The following is a 20,369-nucleotide window of genomic DNA, read 5'->3' as shown; positions in this document are numbered from 1 at the left end:
CCGTTTTAAGATTCAAATTAATTCTCTGTATGCCTGAGCTGACGAATGAGCTGCTCGGCATTAAAGGCACCGGTTAGCCGAAGCTCACGTTTTTCTTGCCCATCCGGCTGTAAAAATAGAACCGTTGGAGGCCCCAGAATTTCCCGTTCAGATAAAATCTCATCCTGAGAAGGCTGATAATGAGACAGGTCAAGTTTGATTCTTTGCCATGATTTTAATGCTCCTTGTACATCTGCACGTGGCGTAATATCGCGCTCGATAGGCTGGCAAGCAACACACCAGTCCGCATACACATCAATCACGATAGGACGCTGAATTTGACGAGCTTTGGCCAGTACTTGATTTAATTCTTCAGCATTTCGTACTATCTGCCATGCATGAAGTTCAGAGGCATGTTGTTCGGCATTTAAAGATGACAGAGCATTTTTTATATTCCATCCACTTACGCCAATCAATAACGCTGCCAACAAGCAGGTCAAAATCTTGGCTTGCCCCTTGTTCTGCTTTCGGGTGATCCAGCCCAGATAAAGTGCGAGGGCCAACAGTAAACCTGCAAACAGAGAATAATATAATGTCAGAGAGAGTAGAGGCCGGATAAAATATACTGCCATCATCAGCATAATAAAGCCAAAGCTGAATTTGAGACGCTCCATCCACAGTCCGGGTCTAGGCAGGAAGCGGGCACCAAATACTGCAGCAATAAATAATGGCAGACCGATACCCAGGCCGAGCATAAACAGGTACAGACCGCCCAATAATGGACTTTGTGTCTGTGAAACAAATAAGAGTGAACCAGCTAAAGGCGCACTCATGCATGGGCCAACAATCAGGGCTGAAAGGACCCCCATCACAGCAGCGCCGTAAATGGTTCCGCCAGTCTGCCGGTTCTGGATACGGTCCAAACGCTGCAAAATACCTTGGGGTAGAGACAGCTGAAACAGGCCAAGCAGATTGAATGCAAATACTACAAATAGCAGTGCAAAGCCAATAATCACCGGTGGACTTTGAAACCAGCGCTGAAAACTGTAACCAACCCCAGCCACCAGCATGCCCATTAATGCATAAACCAATGCCATACTGACAACGAATGCTGTAGCGATAGGAATAGCCCGGTAACCTTTTTTACGCTGCACGATAATGCCTGACAGAATCGGAATTAAAGGTAAAGAACAGGGCAGGAAAGCCAGAAGTATTCCAAAAATAAAAAAGATCAACAGATTAAGTAGCCAGGAATCCTGCGAGAAAAGATTTAAAAATACCTGATCATTATTCCATTGATTTGACCAGAAAAAAGAGCTATCTGAAGTATTTTTAGAACTAATAGATTGATCTGTATTGGTATTTATAACTTCTAGCTGTTGAGCTTTATAAGTTGAGGACTGCCCTGCATCAGAAGATGAATCAATATCCTCACGGCTAACAAGCGTCGGATTTTGTTGTGCCGGTTCGCTACCTGTAAATGAAGCCTGAGTATTACCAAGCTGTAGCAAGCCGTTTTTTTGAGACTGTAACTGCGGAAAAAGTCCATCCTGATCAGTGGTCAAGGTAGTGCGTTGTACCGGATAACACAGCCCGTCTGCCGAGCAGCCCTGCCAGCTGATCTGATAACTGGTCTTTGGCTTCACCTGAATTTTAGCTGCAACCTGATGATAATGAACCTCTGTAATTCCAAAGGTTGGATCATTTTTCTTTGTACCTTTAGGCAGTTCAATGTTTAATGGCTGCTGGCCAACCATAACCTTGAACTGGTTATGATACAAATAATAATGTGGTGCAATATTCCATTGTAGCAGGGCTTCTTTTTGTGAAACTGATTCAGCCTTGAGCTGGAAGGCCTGTGCGGCAGGCAGAAAACTAGCATTTGCCAAAGCGCTAGTACTGACTATGCTCACAAAACAGGAGAGTAAAATTTTTCTAACGTGCACTTCTATTCATAGGGGAGGCTAAATATTTAATTGTATTATGCCTGTCTTAAAAACAAGACGCTATGAACAGTTTTGTTATTCATTTTCAAGCAAACTAGTCATAAAAAACGAATAAACTCATTATAAATTTCTATTTATTCCAAGTTTTATTAAAAAAATAGATATAACAAATATATAGGAAATTATTAAGATTTAATAATTGATTAAAATATATATTTATATTATATAAAAATATATATTGTTATTTGGTGAATCTATGATTCAGGACTATTGGCTTGCCCTACTTGGTGGAGCATTACTTGGCTGTTCGGTGATCGGCTACCTGTGGGTCAATGGCCGGATCGCTGGTATCAGTGGGCTGATTGCACAGGTACTTGATCCCGCTACTTTATGGAAAACACCGGCTCTCTGGTTTTTGCTGGGCCTTATATTAACGCCTTTTCTATATAGCTTATTTGTAGTACCAGAGATTGAATTGAATGCTTCGCCCTGGATGATGATTATCGCCGGGTTATTAGTGGGCTTTGGTACCCGTCTAGGTTCTGGCTGTACTAGTGGTCATGGTATCTGTGGTATTAGCAGGCTTTCCAGACGCTCAATGGTTGCTACATTAAGCTTCATGCTCGCAGGTTTTATCACGGTTTATCTGCTTCGGCACGTTCTGAGAATACAGTCATGAAAAATATTTTGGCCTTTATATTTGGTAGTATTTTTGCGCTTGGGCTGAGTATTTCAGGAATGGCTAATCCTGAAAAAGTACTGGATTTTCTGGATATCACTGGTACATGGGACCCAAGTCTGGCTTTTGTGATGATAGGTGCCATTTTAGTAGCCATTATTCCGTTTCAGAAAGCGCTACGTTCTGCCGAGCCTAAAACTGTATTCCATGAAACAATAGAACTACCCACCAATCAAAAAATTGATTCTAAACTCATCATGGGTGCGCTGATTTTTGGTATGGGCTGGGGTATAGCTGGAATTTGTCCTGCACCAGGACTGACCCTGATCGGTCTTGGCCATTATGAATCACTCTATTTTATTTTAGCGATGCTGGCCGGTGTATTTGTTCATCGCAAATGGTTTGGATAGGAGAGCGAATATCATGACAATAAAACCTCTGGTTAAGGCATTTTTTGATAATGATACCAATACTTTCAGTTATGTAGTTACTGATCCTGTCACAAAGCACTGTGCTGTCATTGACAGTGTGATGAATTATGATGCAGCTTCAGCTTCCATGCATTACCAGCAGGCTGATGAAATTCTGCTTTATATTAAACAGCAGGGCTTAACGGTTGAATGGATCCTTGAAACACATGTGCATGCTGATCACATGACAGCTGCGCCATATATTCAAAGTAGTGCAGGTGGCAAAATTGCCATGAGCAGAAAAATCTCTGTAGTGCAGGAGACTTTTAGCAAAATTTATAATTTTGAGCCTGAATATTTTAAGGTTCATCATCCTTTTGATTATCTGTTTGAAGATGGTGAAAAGTTCAAAATTGGCGAACTTGAAGCCTACAATATTCCGACGCCAGGGCATACACCTGCCTGCCTGAGTTATGTCATCGGTGATGCTGTTTTCGTAGGAGATACCTTATTCATGCCAGACTACGGTACAGCACGTTGCGACTTTCCAAACGGCAGTGCTGAACAGCTGTTTGATTCGGTACAGGCTTTATATCAATTACCTGATCATACCCGGGTATTCTTGTGTCATGACTACAAGCCAGAAGGCCGGGATGAGTTTGTACATGAAACGACCATTGGTGCGCAGAAACATGGCAATGTCCATATTCAGGAAAATACCCGCAAACAGGATTTTGTAACTATGCGCACCCAGCGCGATGCCAAATTATCTATGCCTAAACTAATCTTGCCAGCGATTCAGATCAATATGGATGGAGGACAATTACCAGAACCGGAGGCAAATGGGGTACGTTATCTGAAAATCCCTCTTAACTTCTTTAATTAATTTTGCTCAAGAGCTCTACCTATAACAGGAAGAAACTCGTAAAGAGTAGTAATGCCAGAACTTAAACTCATCTGAAAATTCTGGTTCTGGCCAGGCAGCATTAAAAATTTTTTTATTACATTTCATGTTTTATATTAGCCTTAAAATTCTAAAAATATCTTTTATAAGAAACACATAGTGACTCGATTGAGGTTTGGTACAAAATTTGTCTTAGTTAGTCTAAAAAAAATATTTCTAAAAAAAATTATGAAATAATTGTTAAAACAACCATATTTAAACATTGAAGAGAAACCAAGCCATTAAAAGGTTTAAGCGTTTATCAGGGAGTGTATTAGTGCAATTAAAAAATTCTGGTTTATTTAAACAACAGGTATTTATTGATGGTCAATGGCTAGAAGCAGAGCAGAATAAAAGTTTTGCCGTAATAAACCCGGCTACTGGTGAAACCATTGCTCATGTACCTTCTGTTAGTGAACAGCAGGTAGTAAAAGCAGTACAAGCAGCTGATCAGGCACTACAAAGCTGGAAACAGACCACTGCAAAAGAACGTTCAATCCTGCTAAAAAAATGGTACCAGCTGATGATTGAACATCAGGAAGATCTCGCAATAATTCTAAGCACGGAACAGGGTAAACCAATGACCGAAAGTCGGGGGGAAATTCTGTATGGCGCAAGTTTTATCGAATGGTTTGCTGAAGAGGCTAAACGCACTTACGGTGATGTGATTCCCCATGATAAGCAGGGACGTCGCCTGCTTGTGATTCGTCAGCCAGTTGGCGTAGTAGCTGCAATTACACCTTGGAATTTCCCCAATGCCATGATTACCCGTAAAGTTGGTCCGGCATTGGCGGCAGGCTGTACTGTCGTGATTAAACCAGCTTCTGAAACTCCACTTTCTGCACTAGCTCTGGTCGCTCTGGCTGAAGAAGCCGGAATTCCAAAAGGTGTAATCAATGTAGTGACTGGCAGTGCCCGTGAAATAGGTGGAATCCTGACTCAGCATCCTCTGGTGCGTAAGGTATCTTTTACCGGTTCGACCGCCATTGGTAAATTACTGATGCAGCAATGCTCTTCAACCATGAAAAAAATCAGTATGGAATTAGGTGGTAATGCACCATTTATTGTCTTTGAGGATGCAGATCTGGATAAAGCAGTTGAGGGAGCGATAGCATCAAAATTCCGTAATAGTGGCCAGACCTGTGTATGTACCAACCGTATTCTGGTTCAAAACAGTATTTATGATACTTTTGTTGAAAAGCTTGCCGCTGCTGTAGCAAAACTCAAAGTTGCTCCTGCTTTTGAACCGGGTGCAGAACAAGGCCCGCTGATTAATGAAAAGGCAGTTGAAAAAGTTCAGCAACATATTGATGATGCAACCTCCAAAGGAGCTAAAGTCATTTATGGTGGGCAGCGGCATCAATTAGGTCAGACATTTTTTGAGCCAACCGTCTTAACTGATGTAACCCCAGATATGCAAGTCGCACAAGATGAAACCTTTGGACCACTAGCACCAGTTTTTAGATTTACCGAAGAAGCAGAAGCTATCCGTATGGCGAATGATACTGAATTTGGCTTAGCTTCTTATATTTATACGCAAAATCTAAGTCGGGCCTGGCGTGTAAGCGAAGCTCTTGAATACGGTATGGTCGGTATAAATGAAGGTTTAATTTCTACTGAAGTTGCACCTTTTGGTGGAATAAAGGAGTCGGGTTGTGGCCGTGAAGGTTCTAAATATGGGATCGAAGACTACCAGGAACTTAAATACTTGTGCATGGGTATCTAGTCAGTTTCTGGCAATTTCTTTGAGAATGTAATCGTATAGTTTTATGATAGCCTGATATTTCATGATGAAATCATGAGTATAAGGCCTGTCCAGGAAACTATTTAACGTTACAATAACAGGGAGAAATTAGACTGAACGTTATGAACACAATTAACACAGCCCCTGTTATTGATACTAAAGCCTTTCGCCGGGCACTGGGTAATTTTGCAACCGGTGTCACTGTAATGACTGCTCAGAATAGTCAAGGTGAAAAAGTTGGCGTAACAGCTAACAGTTTTAACTCTGTCTCACTTGACCCAGCATTGATTCTATGGAGTATCGATAAAAACTCTTCAAGTTACCGGATCTTTTCACAAGCCAGTCATTTCGCGGTCAATATTTTATCTGCGGCTCAAATTGAATTTTCCAATAATTTTGCCCGCCGTGCAGAGGACCGTTTTGCTGGAGTCGATTTTGACATGGGTGCCGGTAAAGCACCTTTATTAAAAAACTGTTCCGCTGTGCTGGAGTGTGAAAAATTTGATATTGTTGAAGGGGGTGATCACTGGATCATTCTGGGTAAAGTGGTTAAGTTTCATGACTATGGCCGTTCTCCTTTACTTTATCATCAAGGTGTTTATTCTGCGGTACTGCCTCATCCGAGTTTGAATACGCCTGTTGAGTCCAGAGAAGATAGTTTTCCTGGCCGTTTATATCATAACATGTACTACTTGCTAACTCAGGCAGTGCGAGCCTATGAAAGCGACTATCAACCCAAACAGCAGGCTACAGGTTTTCGGACCAGTGAAGCACGTTTATTACTTGTATTGGACAGTAAAACTGCCAGTAGTAAAAGTGCACTGCAGCATGAAGTCGCTATGCCGATTGCCGAGGTTGAACAGGCAGCCGAGATTTTAGCCCAAAAAGGTTTGCTTATTGAAACCGAGACTACTTATGTACTTACGGAACACGGAAAGAGTGTGGCCAATATGCTCTACCGGATTTCTGAAAGTCATCAACAGGAAGTATTTTCAAAATATACAGAAGAGCAACGCGAACTCTTTAAAGAAATGCTTAAAGACCTGATTGAACTTTAAAAAGTTTTTAATTTTATATTTAACTTGTTCTGTTATTTTGTCTTATCTGAATTATGAACAGTTTAGGTAAGATCTTCACGTCTTTATAATAGCCTAAGCATACTGACCTTATTAAAATTTAATAATTTATTTTAAAATTTAATTACATTATTTATAATAAATTTATGCATAATGTAATAGGTCCAACGCTTAAATAAAAGGTATTTAAATAATAAGATGAATTAATTTAAATCCTAAAATAAGGATATTAAAGCAAAAGTGATTTATTTTGAAATCTGGAAAATTTTTATCAATTCTTAAATTGCTCAATTTAGTAATTTTTATAACACTAACCAGGATGGTAGTATGAATACTCATGTCATTATTAACGGTGAGAATATTCAAGGATCAGCAGAAACTTTTAAAGTGCTGAATCCAGCTAATGAAGAAGTAATCACGGAAATAGCCAGTGCAACCCCAGAGCAGGTCAATCAGGCAGTTCAGGCTGCTACTGAAGCTTTCAAGCAATGGAAAAATATTTCTGATAAGGAAATTAATAACAGTTTTAGTAAAATTGCGAATGATATCCGTCAGGAAAAAAAAGAAATTGCCCGGTTAATTACCTTGGAGCAGGGAAAGCCATTAGGCTTGGCAGAGTTTGAGGTAGAAGCAGGTGCTAGCTGGATTGAATACATCGCCAGTCTTGAAATACCAGTTGAAACTATTCAGGAACCTGGTGGTAAAACTATTCAGGTTTATAACCGCCCACTTGGTGTGGTCGCATCGATTACACCATGGAACTGGCCGTTTATGATTGCAGTCTGGCATCTGTTTCCGGCCTTAAAAACTAAAAACTGTATTGTCAATAAACCCTCAGAATATACTCCTTTAAGTACAGTCAAACTGGTAGAAATTATTAACCGTCATGTACCAAAAGGCGTGTGTAGCGTAGTACTTGGCACAGGTAAAGTCGGGCAGGTTCTCAGTGAGCATCCTGATATCGCCAAAGTTACATTTACCGGTTCGACACGTACCGGGCAGAGTATTTTGAGCCATTCGGTTAATACACTTAAAGGTGTAGTACTGGAATTGGGTGGTAATGATGTAGGAATCGTACTAGACGATATTGACGTAGATAGCACGGCCGAGAAAATTTTTGGCTCGGCGTTTTTAAATGCTGGCCAGACTTGTGCCGCATTAAAGCGCTTATATGTGCATGAAAATATTTATGAGGACTTAATACATAAACTGGTAGAAATAGCTGAACGGCAGGTTGTGGGTAATGGACAAGAAGAAAACACAACTTTTGGTCCGGTACAAAACCGTATGCAGTTTAATAAAGTTAAGGCGCTTATTGAGGATGCGATTGCTCAGGGTGGAGAACTGCTTACTCAGGCACCAGTACTGCCAGAAAACGGCTATTATATTGCACCGACTTTGATTGCAAACCTAAGAGAAGGTGTGGCACTGGTAGATGAAGAGCAATTTGGTCCGGTTTTACCTATTATAAAGTTTAGTGAGATAGATGATGTGATCCAGCGCGCCAATCAAAGCTCTTTCGGGCTCGGCGGTTCAGTCTGGAGCCAAAATATTGAAAAAGCTCAAGAGATTGCCAATCAGCTAGAATGCGGTACGGTGTGGATTAACAGTCATGCTGACCTGTCACCTGCTGCACCATTTGGTGGTTGGAAACTTTCCGGCTTGGGTTATTCATTTGGATTGGATGGCCTACTTTTATTTACCAAGAAACAGGCAATCCATATCAGTCGCTAAAATGTTAAGGTGCCTCTTAGCTGATAAATGAGATAAGAGGCATTTAACAGTCTGTTTTAAACGTGCAAGGTCAGGTTATATTCAAAGAATATAAGTAATTCTATTCTTCAATTATTCATGCCTATAGTTATGTTTAATTCTAAAAATCAAAGCAATAAATTTTAAAATATAAAAAATATTAAGCCTGGTTTTCATATATTAAATCGGTACCTTAACTTGATGATCAGAAATATAAATTGGCTCCTGACAAATTTTAAAAAATGGTACTCGCAGGCTCTGGATAAACACGCCATATTGTTTAGGTCGATAGGGCCAGATGTATTAAAACAAGTGGTGGCGAACGTACCATGTACATGAGTAAAAACTTGTACTTGCAGAGAATATTAAATAATGAATCTAAAAAATAAAGTCAGAAGCAAAGATTGAATGCTGTTTGGCAATATCGAGTATTTTTAGTGTGGTGGCGGCTATAGTTTAAGTGACACGAGCTAAATACCTCTGATTTTTAAAGTAAGTCTCTAACCTGACTATAGTTTCCTTAAACTCTAAAGCTAATGTGTATAAATAAATCTGATTGATCAAGATCATTATTCATTTTAATTGCTGGCTATAAACTCTGGACTCTTCAATTCAAGCAAAACAATTTCGTAAGGTGTAGATATGGCATTTTTATTTCAGGACTAATGTACAGTTTGCTGAATCTTGAAATTTTTTAAGTCGCTATCTATTTGCAACCATTAAAAAATTCATGGAATGAATACAAGATGCAGATAAATAAAAAAGAATCTTCGAATCAGTTAAGTGATTCATTAAAAACCAGACACCTCACCATGATGTCAATTGCCGGTGTTATTGGCGCTGCTTTATTTGTTGGCTCAGGTAGCATTATCGCAGCAGCTGGTCCGGCAGTAATACTGGCTTACTGTGCCGGTGGAGCTCTGGTGGTATTTATTATGCGCATGCTGGGTGAAATGGCGGCCACCTCACCCGATACCGGTTCTTTTTCGACTTATGCAGAACGTGCCATCGGGCGCTGGGCGGGCTTTACGATCGGTTGGCTGTACTGGTGGTTCTGGGTGCTGCTGATGGCGTGGGAAGCTTATGTGGCAGGATTAATCCTGCATGAATGGTTTCCCTTACTCAGTGTAAATGTATTTACCCTGATGATGACGATTACTCTGACTGCCATCAATTTTATGCGGGTGAGTAAATATGGTGAGGTAGAGTTCTGGTTTGCTCTAATTAAAGTGATTGCAATTGTCCTGTTCATTGTTTTGGGTATATTGGCAATTTCCCGGTTATGGCCAGTGGGTGGCGTCAGCGGCTTAAGCAATCTTAGCACTCATGGCGGCTTTATGCCCAATGGTTTGGGGCCGGTCATTGTTGCTTTACTGGGGGTCATGTTTTCATTTTTAGGCGCAGAAATTGTAACGATTGCCGCGTCAGAATCTAAAAATCCGGTAGAACAAACCAAGCGCGCTATTAAATCTGTAGTCTGGCGGATCTGCCTGTTTTATATTGGCTCAATCTTCTTGATTGTCTGTATTGTTCCATGGAATGATCCTTTGCTTAGCCAGACAGGTTATGGAGCATACCGCCGTACTTTTGAAATATTAGGTATTCCTGCAACCAAGTGGATCATGAACTTCGTAGTACTGACATCGGTCAGCAGCTGTTTTGTTTCAGGTCACTATACCGCATCACGCATGTTGTATTCGCTTTCAAAGCGAGGAGATGCACCCACCCTGTTTCAAAAAACCCGTAAAAATGGTACACCAGTATTTGCTGTATTGGCCTCTTGTGTAGTGGCATTTGCTATTGCACTGATGAATTTTTTTGATGCACTTAAACCCAGAGAAATTCTGGATATACTCATGAACACCACGGGTATGATCGCGATGCTGGTTTATCTGGTGATTGCTATTTCTCAGCTCAGACTACGCCGGAAAATGGAACGCGAAGGTCAGGAAATCAAACTCAAAATGTGGTTTTTTCCGTGGTTAAGCTATCTGGTGATTGCTTTTATTGTTGCATCTTTAATTGCCATGACTTTTATAGAGCAATATCGTGTTCTGGTTATTTCTACAGGTGGAGCGGCATTAATCGTTATTTTTATTGGGATTACACTGCAGTTTAAAGCTTACCGGAGAAAACTGGCAGCCCAGCGTCCACTTAAACGAAGTTATTTCTAGTATATCAATTCATCCATGCCTTAAATCTTTTTTAAATTTTTCAGGTTATAGCTACTGTTATAGATGCTATAACCTGATGATTTTTTAATCATACATTTTAATTTAAATACTGTTTTACTAGCTTATAATCTGCTCATTTCTCTCATTGCTTAATATAAAAATTATCTCTTCAGCACATTTTGGTGCAGTTTTTGCATTTTTCCAGATGATCTTATTAAAAGTTTTAAGAAAATGCAGTTTTTGAATGAAGATAAGCCCGATGAATCTGCTCGCTGGTTTGCACGTCTGGAATTGGGTTTTAAAGCAGCACAGGACCGCACTATTTTACAGCATCGTTGGCATTTTGGACCAATTAGGGTGCAAAAAATGTTATGGCCAGAAAAAACTGGAGTGTGTCATGTCATTATTGTGCATCCGCCTGCAGGAATTGCCGGGGGCGATCATCTGACTTTCAAGATTCATGTGGATGAAGAAGCACATGCCTTGGTTACTACTCCTGGTGCCGGAAAATGGTACAAGACCAATGCGAAACAGGCTTTCCAGCATATTCAGATTCAGGTTGAAAATAATGCAATTTTTGAATGGGTTCCTCAAGAAACCATGCTGTTCAATGGAGCATGGGCACACACTGAAACCACAGTTCAACTAAAGAACAATGCCAGCTTTATTGGCTGGGATATGCTGGTGATTGGGCGCCAGGCGCGAGATGAACGGTTTACTGAAGGCCTGTTTCAGAACCGCTTTAAACTGTTAAGAAATGAGCAGTTACTGGTCGCAGATAGCCTGAACTTTAAGGGGAATGACCGCTGGCTTAGCTCGTGTCTGGGAATGAATAATCGTGCAGCTATGGGAAGTTTCTGGGCTATAGCACCTGAAAAATTTAGAACCAGCTTTTATCTGGATCAACACCTTGATCTGATCCGTGAGCTGATGATGCGTATGGATACACCAGTAACTTTAACTCTGCTCAATGATGTGATTTGTGCCCGTTATCTGGGGGATGATGTCCGTCAGTGCCATGATGCCTTTGCGGCAATCCGTGCCCGGCTGCGACTTTACTGGTTTGACCTGAATGAAGAGTTTCCACGAATCTGGAAAACCTGACAGTTAAATAATCTTCAAGCCTGCGCATTCTAAAAAAACTTGCATATATATTGCATGACATTTGTGAAGAATTTTAGGAAAGAGATATGGAACTCAACCCTACTGAAAAAGACAAATTATTGATTTTTACTGCTGGCTTGGTAGCAGAACGTCGTAAGGCACGGGGGGTAAAGCTGAACTATCCTGAAGCAATTGCTTTTATTTCAGCAGCATTACTTGAAGGTGCACGTGACGGTATGACGGTAAGTGACCTGATGCACTATGGCACTACCTTGCTTACACGCGCAGATGTCATGGAAGGTATACCGGAAATGATCGCGGAAGTGCAGGTAGAGGCAACGTTTCCAGATGGCTCCAAGCTTGTGACTGTCCATCAACCGATTGTCTAGGAGAGCAATATGATTCCGGGTGAAATTTTTACCCCTGACCTCGACATTGAAATGAATGTCGGTCGTCAGACCTTGAAAATCACTGTAGCAAATGCCGGAGACCGTCCAGTTCAGGTGGGTTCACATTTTCATTTTTATGAAGCGAATGATGCATTGCAATTTAACCGGGAAGCCACAAAAGGCTACCGGCTCAATATTGCTGCGGGTACAGCAGTGCGTTTTGAACCCGGTCAAAGCCGCTCTATAGAGCTGGTTGCGCTGGCAGGCAAGCGTGAAGTATACGGGTTTGCGGGTCGTGTAATGGGCAAGCTGGAAGAACAGGAACACAAAAAATGAAAATGTCACGCCGTGCCTATGCGGAAATGTTTGGTCCAACACTCGGTGACCGGGTTCGTTTGGCGGATACCGAACTGTTTATTGAAGTCGAACAAGACCTGACTACCTATGGCGAAGAGGTCAAGTTTGGCGGTGGTAAAGTCATTCGTGATGGAATGGGGCAATCGCAGCTGCTAGCAGAGGAGGTGGCCGATACCATAATTACTAATGCGTTAATTGTCGACTGGTGGGGAATTATTAAGGCTGATGTCGGTCTAAAAAATGGCCGGATCTGGAAAATTGGTAAGGCTGGTAACCCGGATATTCAACCCAACATTACTATTCCTTTAGGAGCAGCAACTGAAGTGATCGCAGGTGAAGGGCAGATTCTGACTGCAGGGGGAGTTGATACGCATATTCACTGGATTTGTCCGCAGCAGGTAGAAACTGCACTCATGTCAGGTATAACCACTATGATTGGTGGTGGAACCGGGCCTGCAGCCGGTACTTCGGCAACTACTGTTACTCCAGGGCCATGGCATATCTCGACCATGTTGCAGGCCATTGATGATTTGCCCATGAATATTGGTTTACTGGGTAAAGGTAACTTAAGCAAACCGGAACCAGTTGCCGAGCAGATCCAAGCCGGTGTGGTGGGCTTAAAACTTCATGAGGATTGGGGATCAACGCCAGCGGCCATCGATAACTGTCTAACTGTAGCAGAAAATTATGATGTACAGGTCGCCATACATACCGATACTTTAAATGAAAGCGGATTTCTGGAAGAGACCCTGGCAGCATTTAAAGATCGTACGATTCACACTTACCATACCGAAGGTGCGGGTGGTGGACATGCTCCAGACATTTTAAAAGCAATCGGGCAGCCGAATGTTCTACCATCCTCTACTAACCCGACCCGGCCTTATACGGTAAATACTATTGATGAGCATCTGGACATGCTGATGGTCTGCCATCATCTCGACCCGGCTATTGCTGAAGATGTAGCCTTTGCAGAAAGCCGTATCCGTCGTGAGACCATTGCAGCAGAAGATATTCTGCAAGACTTGGGCGCAATTGCTATGATGTCATCAGACTCGCAAGCCATGGGTCGTGTAGGTGAAGTTATTATCCGTACCTGGCAAACCGCGCACAAAATGAAAGTACAACGCGGTACACTAGAAGGCGATAATGCCAGTCATGACAATAACCGTGTAAAACGCTATATTGCCAAATATACAATTAATCCGGCAATTACACATGGATTAAGCCATGAAATCGGCTCAATAGAAGTCGGTAAGCTGGCTGATCTGGTACTGTGGAAACCGGCATTTTTTGGGGTGAAACCTTCCATGATTATTAAAGGGGGCATGATTGCTGCTGCGCCCATGGGCGATATTAATGCCTCTATTCCAACTCCGCAGCCTGTACATTACCGTCCAATGTTCGGGGCATTTCCACGAGGTGTGCACAATACCTGTATTACCTTCTTGTCACAAGTAGCGATTGAGAGAGGTGTACATAAAAAATTGGGACTAAAAAAGCTCATCAGTCCATGCAAAGAAACACGTAACCTCACTAAAGCGGATATGAAGCTAAATACTTACTGTCCTGTGATGGAAGTAGACCCGGAGATTTACGAGGTACGGGCAGATGGGAAATTACTGACGTGTGAACCTGCGGAAGTGTTACCAATGGCGCAGCGTTACTTCTTGTTCTAAATGATAATTTAGATCAATATGCCATCTTTACTATTAAAATAATTGAGGGTGAAGATGGCTTTTAAATTTGAAAGTCAGGAATTTAAGCTTAAATTTGATCAAGTCGAATCACTGGCAAGGAGCATAATAGAAGATGACACGTACGCAGAAAGTATTAAAAACTTAGCCAACCATTTTCTAACTGCAACCCGCGTTTTTAACACGAATCTTGATTTAAGTGATTATGATCAATATATCGAATATTCGAGGAAACAACCTGTATCTGATTTCGTAAAAGTCATAGATCAAGCCCTCAAGAAATATAAAGATAGTAATTTAGAATCTGATTTAATCTATCTATTCGAAATCAGTTTAAATTTAATTAATATCTATTTTTCTGAACTAACTTTTATTCTAGGCGGATTGAATAATTCAATTTCTTTGGAAGTGGGCAGTGTTATTGACTTTGTTAGTACCAAATATTCCAATGATCCCAATTTTAGACACTATGTTAGATTTGCTGAAAGAGATTTGCCATTCCAAATTTTTAAAGAGTTATTTCATTCAAATGAAATTAAAAATGTAGTGGAATTAAATATTAAGTTAAATGAAGCTAATAATGCTATCAACACTTGGAATAGTACATTCGAAACTAAGCGAGATGAAGTAGAAAATTTAGAAAATAAACTTGAAGAATATAAAATTAAATATGATTTTGTTCTTTTAAATAAGGGGTTTAAGCAACTCTATGAACAGAAAAAAGAGGAGTTGAAAAGTAGGAGAGAAGGATATTCTGCTTTTGGTGCAATGTTATTTTTTACGCCGTTATGCTCAATCGCACTTTTTATATTTTTATATTTCAGTTTAGGTGAGCAAGGACTTAAATTTATTATTTATTTATCATTACCCGTTACTACATTCATGATTATTGTTTTTTATTTTGTGAGAGTAGGACTACAGCATGTTCGTTCGGTTCAATCTCAAATGATGCAACTTGAACTACGAATGGCGCTCTGCCAATTTATTTATAACTATGCAGAAGACTCTGAAAAGTTACATAAGAAAAACTCATCTGGTTTTGAAAAGTTTGAGAACATAATCTTCTCACCACTTGTGTCTTCTGACGATAAAATTCCGACTACATTTGATGGAATGGAACAACTTGCTAAATTAATTGGGGAGTTCAGGAAATAAATGCACCAATAAAAACCTTATTGGCACGAAAAATGCTTAATTTTGAGGCGTAAAACTACTGACAGTTGATATGAGAATCATGAAACATTCAATTGTTAGGGATCTTTGCTTTAAAAAGGATAAGCATGAAAATCTATACCCAGCGATTAGAGACTATTCAACATAACAGTTCCTTTGAAATTGTTGAGCTGACATTTGATACCCGTCAAAAAAGCCGTTTTCGTGCGACCTTAAATTCAGGTATCGATATTGGTGCAGATTTACCTCGTACAGGTATTTTAAGAAGTGGTTCATTTATTGCCACAGAGCAGGGTGATATTTTGCGTATAGATGCCAAACCTGAACATTTGATGCAGGTGATCGCCCAGAGCGACTTTGATTTGGTAAAAGCAGCCTATCACCTAGGTAACCGTCATGTTCCGCTGATGCTCACACCTAGCGCTTTATATTTTGAACCTGACCATGTGCTGGCAGAAATGGTTACAGGACTGGGTCTAACCGTTGCTGAGATCGAGCATCCTTTTGAACCAGAAAGTGGTGCCTATGCACAACACAGTCATGAACATCGTCTAAGTCCAATTAAAGCTTTACATGCTCATGGCCATCACTAATGCCAGCCAGCTTCTCAAACTGCTAACACTCTCTTCTACAGCCTTGCCGGTAGGCGCTTACTGCTATTCGCAGGGGGTGGAAAGTGCGATTGATCAGGGCTTTATTCATGATGAAGTTTCTAGTATTGCCTATTTTGAAGAAGTACTTGAAATGCTGCTAGTACGCTTTGAATTGCCCGTACTTCAACGCCTGATACAGTTTTACGCCAATGAAGAGCAATTTTTATACTGGGCAAACTTATATCGTGCCAGTCGTGAAAGCAGAGAATTGCTGGCGGAGTCACAGCAACTGGCGTTTTCCCTAAATGCCTGGATACGAGATGTTCTAAAACTTCCAGTAACTGTTAAAAAACAGTTTGGTTTTGTTCCGGTATATGCCCAGTTATGTGGCCAACTACAACTAAATATAGCTGATGTCTTAACTGCTTATAGCTTTAGTGTTCTGGAAAATCAGGTACTGGCAGCAGTCAAGACTATTCCACTTGGACAGATGAGTGGCCAGCGCATTCTATGGCAGCTGCATAAACTGATCCCGCAGGCGGTAGAGCAGGCTTTAACACTACAGGATGATGAACTGAGTAGCAGTTTGCCGCAATATGCCATGCTGAGTATGGCACATGAAACCCAATATTCACGTTTATTTAGGTCATGAATGAAGCGCTGGTTTAAAAATTCAAAGTAAGTTGTGAAATTAAAAAGGAAAACAAGATGACAGAACGTAGTCCATTAAGAGTAGGCATTGGCGGACCGGTGGGTTCAGGTAAAACAGCTCTTACCTTGAATCTATGCCGTGTCTTACGGGATAAATACAATATGGCCGTGGTCACTAATGATATCTACACCAAGGAAGATTCAAACTTCCTGACCCGTCATGAGGCTATGAGTCCAGATCGTATTGTCGGGGTAGAGACAGGAGGCTGTCCGCATACCGCTATTCGTGAGGATGCTTCAATTAATCTGGCAGCGATTGATGATTTATGTGAGAAGTTTGATGGACTGGAACTGATCATTATTGAAAGTGGTGGAGATAATCTGGCCGCAACGTTTAGTCCTGAACTTTCTGATCTGACACTATATGTCATCGATGTTGCAGGAGGAGAAAAAATTCCACGTAAAGGCGGGCCGGGAATTACTAAATCTGATCTTCTGATTATCAATAAAACTGATCTGGCGCCAATGGTTGGAGCAAATCTGGACGTTATGGACCAAGACGCCAAACGTATGCGTGGTGAAAAACCATTTTTATTTTCCAACATGAAAACCCAAGATGGTTTAAATGAAATTATAGAATTTATTGAAAAACAAGGACTATTTAAAGCCTGAGGACACTTATATGAAAAATATCATTCAAAGAGCCAGTTTAATAATGCTTGGCCTGATACCGGCAGTCAGTCAGGCACATCCGGGGCATGACCATCACTCAGGTTTTAGCGCGGGTTTCCTGCATCCTTTTACAGGCATGGACCATATGATTATGGCACTGGCGTTGGGCGTTTTACTTTGGTCCGCAGCCAGACAGTGGAAAATACTTGGCATGGCCAGTATGGCTACCGCACTGGTATTTGGTTTCGTGCTGGGTCAGCAACAGTTATTTTCGAGCAGTCTTGCCGAGTATGGCATTATTGCCTCACTGTTGATGGTTACTCTTGCACTATGGTCAAAATCCAGAATAATTTTACCTGTGGCTACAGCATTACTGGTGACTTTTCATGGTATTGCTCATGGTAATGAGCTCGGTCATTCAGGCCATATCGCCGGACTTGTTTCAGGTATGATAATAGCGATGTCTTTGATTTATACCGCAGGCTTGGGCCTTGGAGCATTGATTACACGCTATATTCCTTATGGCAAAAAAATTGTTGGGGCGTGTGCAGCAATTGTGGCCCTGATAGGCCTTGCTTAGTTTTTCTTATTTCCTGCTGTTTAAGAGCTAAATACTTGTTTGGCTCTTAACTCTTCTGAAATTCTATGGATACAGGCAGCTATGCATCTTGCCTTGTATCAAGTTAAGGCATGAGTAATCAGCTTTAGAAAATTAGCATTATCTATATCAAGTTAATTATCGCTATAGTCTAAAGTAGCTGAAGAATTTAATAATAGAGATGTTTAATTATTCAAATATAAGATATTTCATTTTTAATTATCATTAAATTTAAAATAAGAGTGAATTAATTATTTTAAAAGATTAATAATAAATACTTCGAAATAAATTAATCAGTACAAAATATTAATATCTGGCAATAAAAATAGGCTTCTAAATAGAAGCCTGATGTATGATTTTATTATTTTCTTTATTTTTATTCTTGTTCTCTTATATTTATTATTTTTCCATTGTTTTGCACAAAGAACAGATCACTCCACTGTGCCGATGCGAATACATCACATCTGGCCGTTCATAATTTTCATTACATGCTACACAGTGATAGACAGTTGCTACCGGTGTCCCTTCTGTATCGTAGCGTGCCTCTTTCAGGCCATCATTAGTATTTTTAATATAGTATTTGCCCTTGGTCAGTAAACCCATCAGGGGCGTCAGGATAAAAGCTACCAACAGTGCAATCAGAGGGGAATAAGGTGCCAGAAATTCACCAAGCAGGCCAAAGAATGCCGCAATAGATAAACCAGCCGCTACCAGAAATGACACCATGCCTACCGGGTTAATGTTATAAAGCATGTCACGGCGGTATTCAGGCTCTTTAGGAGAAAGCTTTAGTACATATTTATTAATAGCAATATCAGTCGCGACCACCACTACCCAGGCTATTGCAAAGTTAGAGTAAAAACCTAGGATTTTACCTAAAACTGCAAACATATTGCCTTCCATCAGTGCCAGTGCAATGGCCAGATTGACCATCACAAAGATAATCCGACCCGGATAATGCTTGGTAATACGGGTATAAGCACTCGTCCAAGCCAGTGATCCTGAATAGGCATTGGTAACATTGATTTTGATCTGTGAAATTACCACCAGAATGACAGCAAGACTGAGAGCCAGCCAGCCTGGTAACATGTCATGGAATGCTGCATTGAACTGTTGCACAGGTTCAGTACTGTTTACACCTGGAATTTTTGTAAGAAGATAAAAACCTAAAAATGCCCCAATAATTTGCTTGATTGCACCCAAAATGACCCAGCCCGGACCTGCAGAAATTACTGCGATCCACCAGGATTTACTATTTTCCTTAGTTTTAGCGGGCATAAAACGCAGGTAATCAATCTGTTCACCAATTTGCATGATGAGTGAAAGACAGATTCCTGCACCCAGCATGATTGCTGCCATGTCTAATACTGCAAATCCCTCATTTCCGCCATAAGCAGCAAACTGGCTTATCAGATCAGGTTCCTGATAAATCAGATAAGCGACCGGTCCGATCATCAGTATCAGCCAGATTGGGGTAGTCCAGACCTGTAATTTAGTGAGAGCTTTCATACCATAAATAACTAGTGGAATAACCAGCACGGTAGAGACCAGATAGCCTGCCCAGAGGGGAATACCTAAACCCAGTAACAAGCCTTGCGCCATAATTGATCCCTCAAGCGCAAAGAAAATAAAGGTAAAACTGGCAAAGATGATACTGGTTAGCACTGAACCAAAGTAGCCAAATCCAGCTCCACGTGTAATCAGGTCCAGATCAATATTGTAACGTGCTGCATAATAAGCCAGTGGAATACCTGTTAAAAAAATAATGAGCGCCGCAAATAGAATTGAAAACACTGCATTTGTAGTACCATATGCCATGCCGATACTGGCACCAATAGAAAAATCTGCCAGATAAGCAATTCCGCCTAATGCTGTAATGGCTACTACCTTTGGACTCCAGCGTCTAAAACTGTGAGGCGCATAACGTAACGTATAATCCTCTAGGGTTTCATTGGCGGCAGAAGAAGGACTATTCTCTAGTACATCTGTTGCTGATGAGTTATGCATCACAAACACTCCTGTTTTTATTTTGTGTCTGTCTAAATGCTTAGCAAAAGTAGTGCCAGTTTTCTAAATAAAAAATAAAATATATTAATTTGCTGAAAAATATAAATTAATATTTAAATAAAATTCTTGATCTAATTTAAAATTTATGTAAATTTTTAGAAATAGAACTAATTTAAGCCCCAATATAAAGCGGCCTTAGAAAATTATATATATTCGATTGAAATCTATTTTTATATAGTTTTATTATCTTTATGTAAATTAAAATTTATAAATGGTATAAGGTAATATATTTTAATTATTCTATTTTGCTTAAGAAATAAATTTAAAATTTATATTTATAAGAAATTAATAAGTATTAACCTATATTATTTAAATTAACTTAAAGCTAATATCTATACATTTATATCTTTAGTATAAAAGTCTAATAG

At 40.4% G+C, this 20,369-nt stretch carries 18 protein-coding genes; 16 read left to right on the top strand and 2 right to left on the bottom strand.

Annotated features, from left to right (window positions below; all coding sequences use genetic code 11):
* Nucleotides 1–17: 17 nt before the first annotated feature.
* On the bottom strand, nucleotides 18–1,892 hold the full coding sequence (gene dsbD / locus N518_RS0107780; protein WP_005026641.1) for a protein-disulfide reductase DsbD: 1,875 nt from the start codon (nucleotides 1,890–1,892) through the stop codon (nucleotides 18–20).
* Between the two features lie 289 nt (nucleotides 1,893–2,181).
* Between dsbD and N518_RS0107775 the strand changes: the two genes are divergently transcribed.
* From N518_RS0107775 to N518_RS0107700, 16 genes are all read left to right on the top strand, one after another.
* Nucleotides 2,182–2,604 carry a YeeE/YedE family protein gene (locus tag N518_RS0107775; RefSeq protein WP_005026639.1) on the top strand — a complete coding sequence of 141 codons (423 nt, stop codon included), beginning with the start codon at nucleotides 2,182–2,184 and terminating at the stop codon, nucleotides 2,602–2,604.
* Nucleotides 2,601–3,014, top strand: a complete 414-nt coding sequence (locus N518_RS0107770; protein ID WP_005019643.1) for a DUF6691 family protein — start codon at nucleotides 2,601–2,603, stop codon at nucleotides 3,012–3,014. Before N518_RS0107775 ends, N518_RS0107770 begins: the two co-directional genes overlap by 4 nt.
* Before the next feature lie 13 nt (nucleotides 3,015–3,027).
* The gene (locus N518_RS0107765) at nucleotides 3,028–3,900 is read left to right on the top strand and encodes an MBL fold metallo-hydrolase (RefSeq protein WP_026444113.1); all 873 of its coding nucleotides are present in this window, start codon (nucleotides 3,028–3,030) and stop codon (nucleotides 3,898–3,900) included.
* Nucleotides 3,901–4,234: 334 nt separating this feature from the next.
* Nucleotides 4,235–5,683 (top strand): NAD-dependent succinate-semialdehyde dehydrogenase, encoded by a 1,449-nt coding sequence (locus N518_RS0107760; RefSeq protein WP_026444112.1) that lies wholly within the window; start codon nucleotides 4,235–4,237, stop codon nucleotides 5,681–5,683.
* Nucleotides 5,684–5,823: 140 nt separating this feature from the next.
* Nucleotides 5,824–6,759: a p-hydroxyphenylacetate 3-hydroxylase reductase component gene (locus tag N518_RS0107755; protein ID WP_005026635.1), complete on the top strand. Its 936-nt coding sequence runs from the start codon at nucleotides 5,824–5,826 to the stop codon at nucleotides 6,757–6,759.
* A 345-nt stretch (nucleotides 6,760–7,104) separates the two neighbouring features.
* Complete coding sequence (locus N518_RS0107750; RefSeq protein ID WP_005026633.1) at nucleotides 7,105–8,511, top strand: aldehyde dehydrogenase family protein; 1,407 nt, start codon at nucleotides 7,105–7,107, stop codon at nucleotides 8,509–8,511.
* Nucleotides 8,512–9,275: 764 nt separating this feature from the next.
* Nucleotides 9,276–10,703: an amino acid permease gene (locus N518_RS0107745; protein ID WP_016801283.1), complete on the top strand. Its 1,428-nt coding sequence runs from the start codon at nucleotides 9,276–9,278 to the stop codon at nucleotides 10,701–10,703.
* Between the two features lie 231 nt (nucleotides 10,704–10,934).
* Nucleotides 10,935–11,807 carry an urease accessory protein UreD gene (locus tag N518_RS0107740; RefSeq protein ID WP_005026629.1) on the top strand — a complete coding sequence of 291 codons (873 nt, stop codon included), beginning with the start codon at nucleotides 10,935–10,937 and terminating at the stop codon, nucleotides 11,805–11,807.
* A gap of 86 nt (nucleotides 11,808–11,893) precedes the next feature.
* Complete coding sequence (gene ureA / locus N518_RS0107735) at nucleotides 11,894–12,196, top strand: urease subunit gamma (RefSeq protein WP_005019651.1); 303 nt, start codon at nucleotides 11,894–11,896, stop codon at nucleotides 12,194–12,196.
* Between the two features lie 9 nt (nucleotides 12,197–12,205).
* A complete protein-coding gene (locus N518_RS0107730) occupies nucleotides 12,206–12,532 on the top strand; it encodes an urease subunit beta (RefSeq protein WP_005019652.1) in 327 nt (108 codons plus the stop codon).
* Complete coding sequence (ureC, locus tag N518_RS0107725) at nucleotides 12,529–14,229, top strand: urease subunit alpha (RefSeq protein ID WP_017400971.1); 1,701 nt, start codon at nucleotides 12,529–12,531, stop codon at nucleotides 14,227–14,229. Before N518_RS0107730 ends, ureC begins: the two co-directional genes overlap by 4 nt.
* A gap of 54 nt (nucleotides 14,230–14,283) precedes the next feature.
* The gene (locus N518_RS0107720) at nucleotides 14,284–15,402 is read left to right on the top strand and encodes a hypothetical protein (RefSeq protein ID WP_017400970.1); all 1,119 of its coding nucleotides are present in this window, start codon (nucleotides 14,284–14,286) and stop codon (nucleotides 15,400–15,402) included.
* A 125-nt stretch (nucleotides 15,403–15,527) separates the two neighbouring features.
* On the top strand, nucleotides 15,528–16,013 hold the full coding sequence (gene ureE / locus N518_RS0107715) for an urease accessory protein UreE (RefSeq protein ID WP_005019662.1): 486 nt from the start codon (nucleotides 15,528–15,530) through the stop codon (nucleotides 16,011–16,013).
* Nucleotides 16,000–16,665, top strand: a complete 666-nt coding sequence (locus N518_RS0107710; RefSeq protein WP_005019664.1) for an urease accessory protein UreF — start codon at nucleotides 16,000–16,002, stop codon at nucleotides 16,663–16,665. Before ureE ends, N518_RS0107710 begins: the two co-directional genes overlap by 14 nt.
* Nucleotides 16,666–16,721: 56 nt before the next feature.
* The gene (gene ureG / locus N518_RS0107705) at nucleotides 16,722–17,336 is read left to right on the top strand and encodes an urease accessory protein UreG (protein ID WP_005019668.1); all 615 of its coding nucleotides are present in this window, start codon (nucleotides 16,722–16,724) and stop codon (nucleotides 17,334–17,336) included.
* A 10-nt stretch (nucleotides 17,337–17,346) separates the two neighbouring features.
* The gene (locus N518_RS0107700) at nucleotides 17,347–17,916 is read left to right on the top strand and encodes a HupE/UreJ family protein (protein ID WP_005026625.1); all 570 of its coding nucleotides are present in this window, start codon (nucleotides 17,347–17,349) and stop codon (nucleotides 17,914–17,916) included.
* A 417-nt stretch (nucleotides 17,917–18,333) separates the two neighbouring features.
* Here the strand turns inward: N518_RS0107700 and N518_RS0107695 are convergent, their stop codons facing one another.
* Entirely contained in the window at nucleotides 18,334–19,941 is a 1,608-nt protein-coding gene (locus N518_RS0107695; RefSeq protein ID WP_005026624.1) for a purine-cytosine permease family protein, read from the bottom strand.
* Nucleotides 19,942–20,369 lie beyond the last annotated feature (428 nt).

Origin of the sequence: Acinetobacter sp. UNC436CL71CviS28 (genome assembly GCF_000620525.1) — a bacterium.
GTDB classification, from domain to species: domain Bacteria; phylum Pseudomonadota; class Gammaproteobacteria; order Pseudomonadales; family Moraxellaceae; genus Acinetobacter; species Acinetobacter radioresistens.
The sequence above is the reverse complement of the archived record's forward strand: the minus strand, read 5'-3'. Positions and strand labels throughout refer to the sequence as shown.

Bases quoted from the DNA above. Each gene is read 5' to 3' on its own strand.
- N518_RS0107700 (WP_005026625.1), top strand. From the start codon at position 17,347: ATGAAAAATATCATTCAAAGAGCCAGTTTAATAATGCTTGGCCTGATA.
- N518_RS0107770 (WP_005019643.1), top strand. From the start codon at position 2,601: ATGAAAAATATTTTGGCCTTTATATTTGGTAGTATTTTTGCGCTTGGG.
- ureA (WP_005019651.1), top strand. From the start codon at position 11,894: ATGGAACTCAACCCTACTGAAAAAGACAAATTATTGATTTTTACTGCT.
- N518_RS0107755 (WP_005026635.1), top strand. From the start codon at position 5,824: ATGAACACAATTAACACAGCCCCTGTTATTGATACTAAAGCCTTTCGC.
- N518_RS0107745 (WP_016801283.1), top strand. From the start codon at position 9,276: ATGCAGATAAATAAAAAAGAATCTTCGAATCAGTTAAGTGATTCATTA.
- ureG (WP_005019668.1), top strand. From the start codon at position 16,722: ATGACAGAACGTAGTCCATTAAGAGTAGGCATTGGCGGACCGGTGGGT.
- N518_RS0107775 (WP_005026639.1), top strand. From the start codon at position 2,182: ATGATTCAGGACTATTGGCTTGCCCTACTTGGTGGAGCATTACTTGGC.
- N518_RS0107730 (WP_005019652.1), top strand. From the start codon at position 12,206: ATGATTCCGGGTGAAATTTTTACCCCTGACCTCGACATTGAAATGAAT.
- N518_RS0107720 (WP_017400970.1), top strand. From the start codon at position 14,284: ATGGCTTTTAAATTTGAAAGTCAGGAATTTAAGCTTAAATTTGATCAA.
- ureE (WP_005019662.1), top strand. From the start codon at position 15,528: ATGAAAATCTATACCCAGCGATTAGAGACTATTCAACATAACAGTTCC.
- N518_RS0107710 (WP_005019664.1), top strand. From the start codon at position 16,000: ATGGCCATCACTAATGCCAGCCAGCTTCTCAAACTGCTAACACTCTCT.
- ureC (WP_017400971.1), top strand. From the start codon at position 12,529: ATGAAAATGTCACGCCGTGCCTATGCGGAAATGTTTGGTCCAACACTC.
- N518_RS0107740 (WP_005026629.1), top strand. From the start codon at position 10,935: ATGCAGTTTTTGAATGAAGATAAGCCCGATGAATCTGCTCGCTGGTTT.
- N518_RS0107695 (WP_005026624.1), bottom strand. From the start codon at position 19,941: ATGCATAACTCATCAGCAACAGATGTACTAGAGAATAGTCCTTCTTCT.
- N518_RS0107765 (WP_026444113.1), top strand. From the start codon at position 3,028: ATGACAATAAAACCTCTGGTTAAGGCATTTTTTGATAATGATACCAAT.
- N518_RS0107750 (WP_005026633.1), top strand. From the start codon at position 7,105: ATGAATACTCATGTCATTATTAACGGTGAGAATATTCAAGGATCAGCA.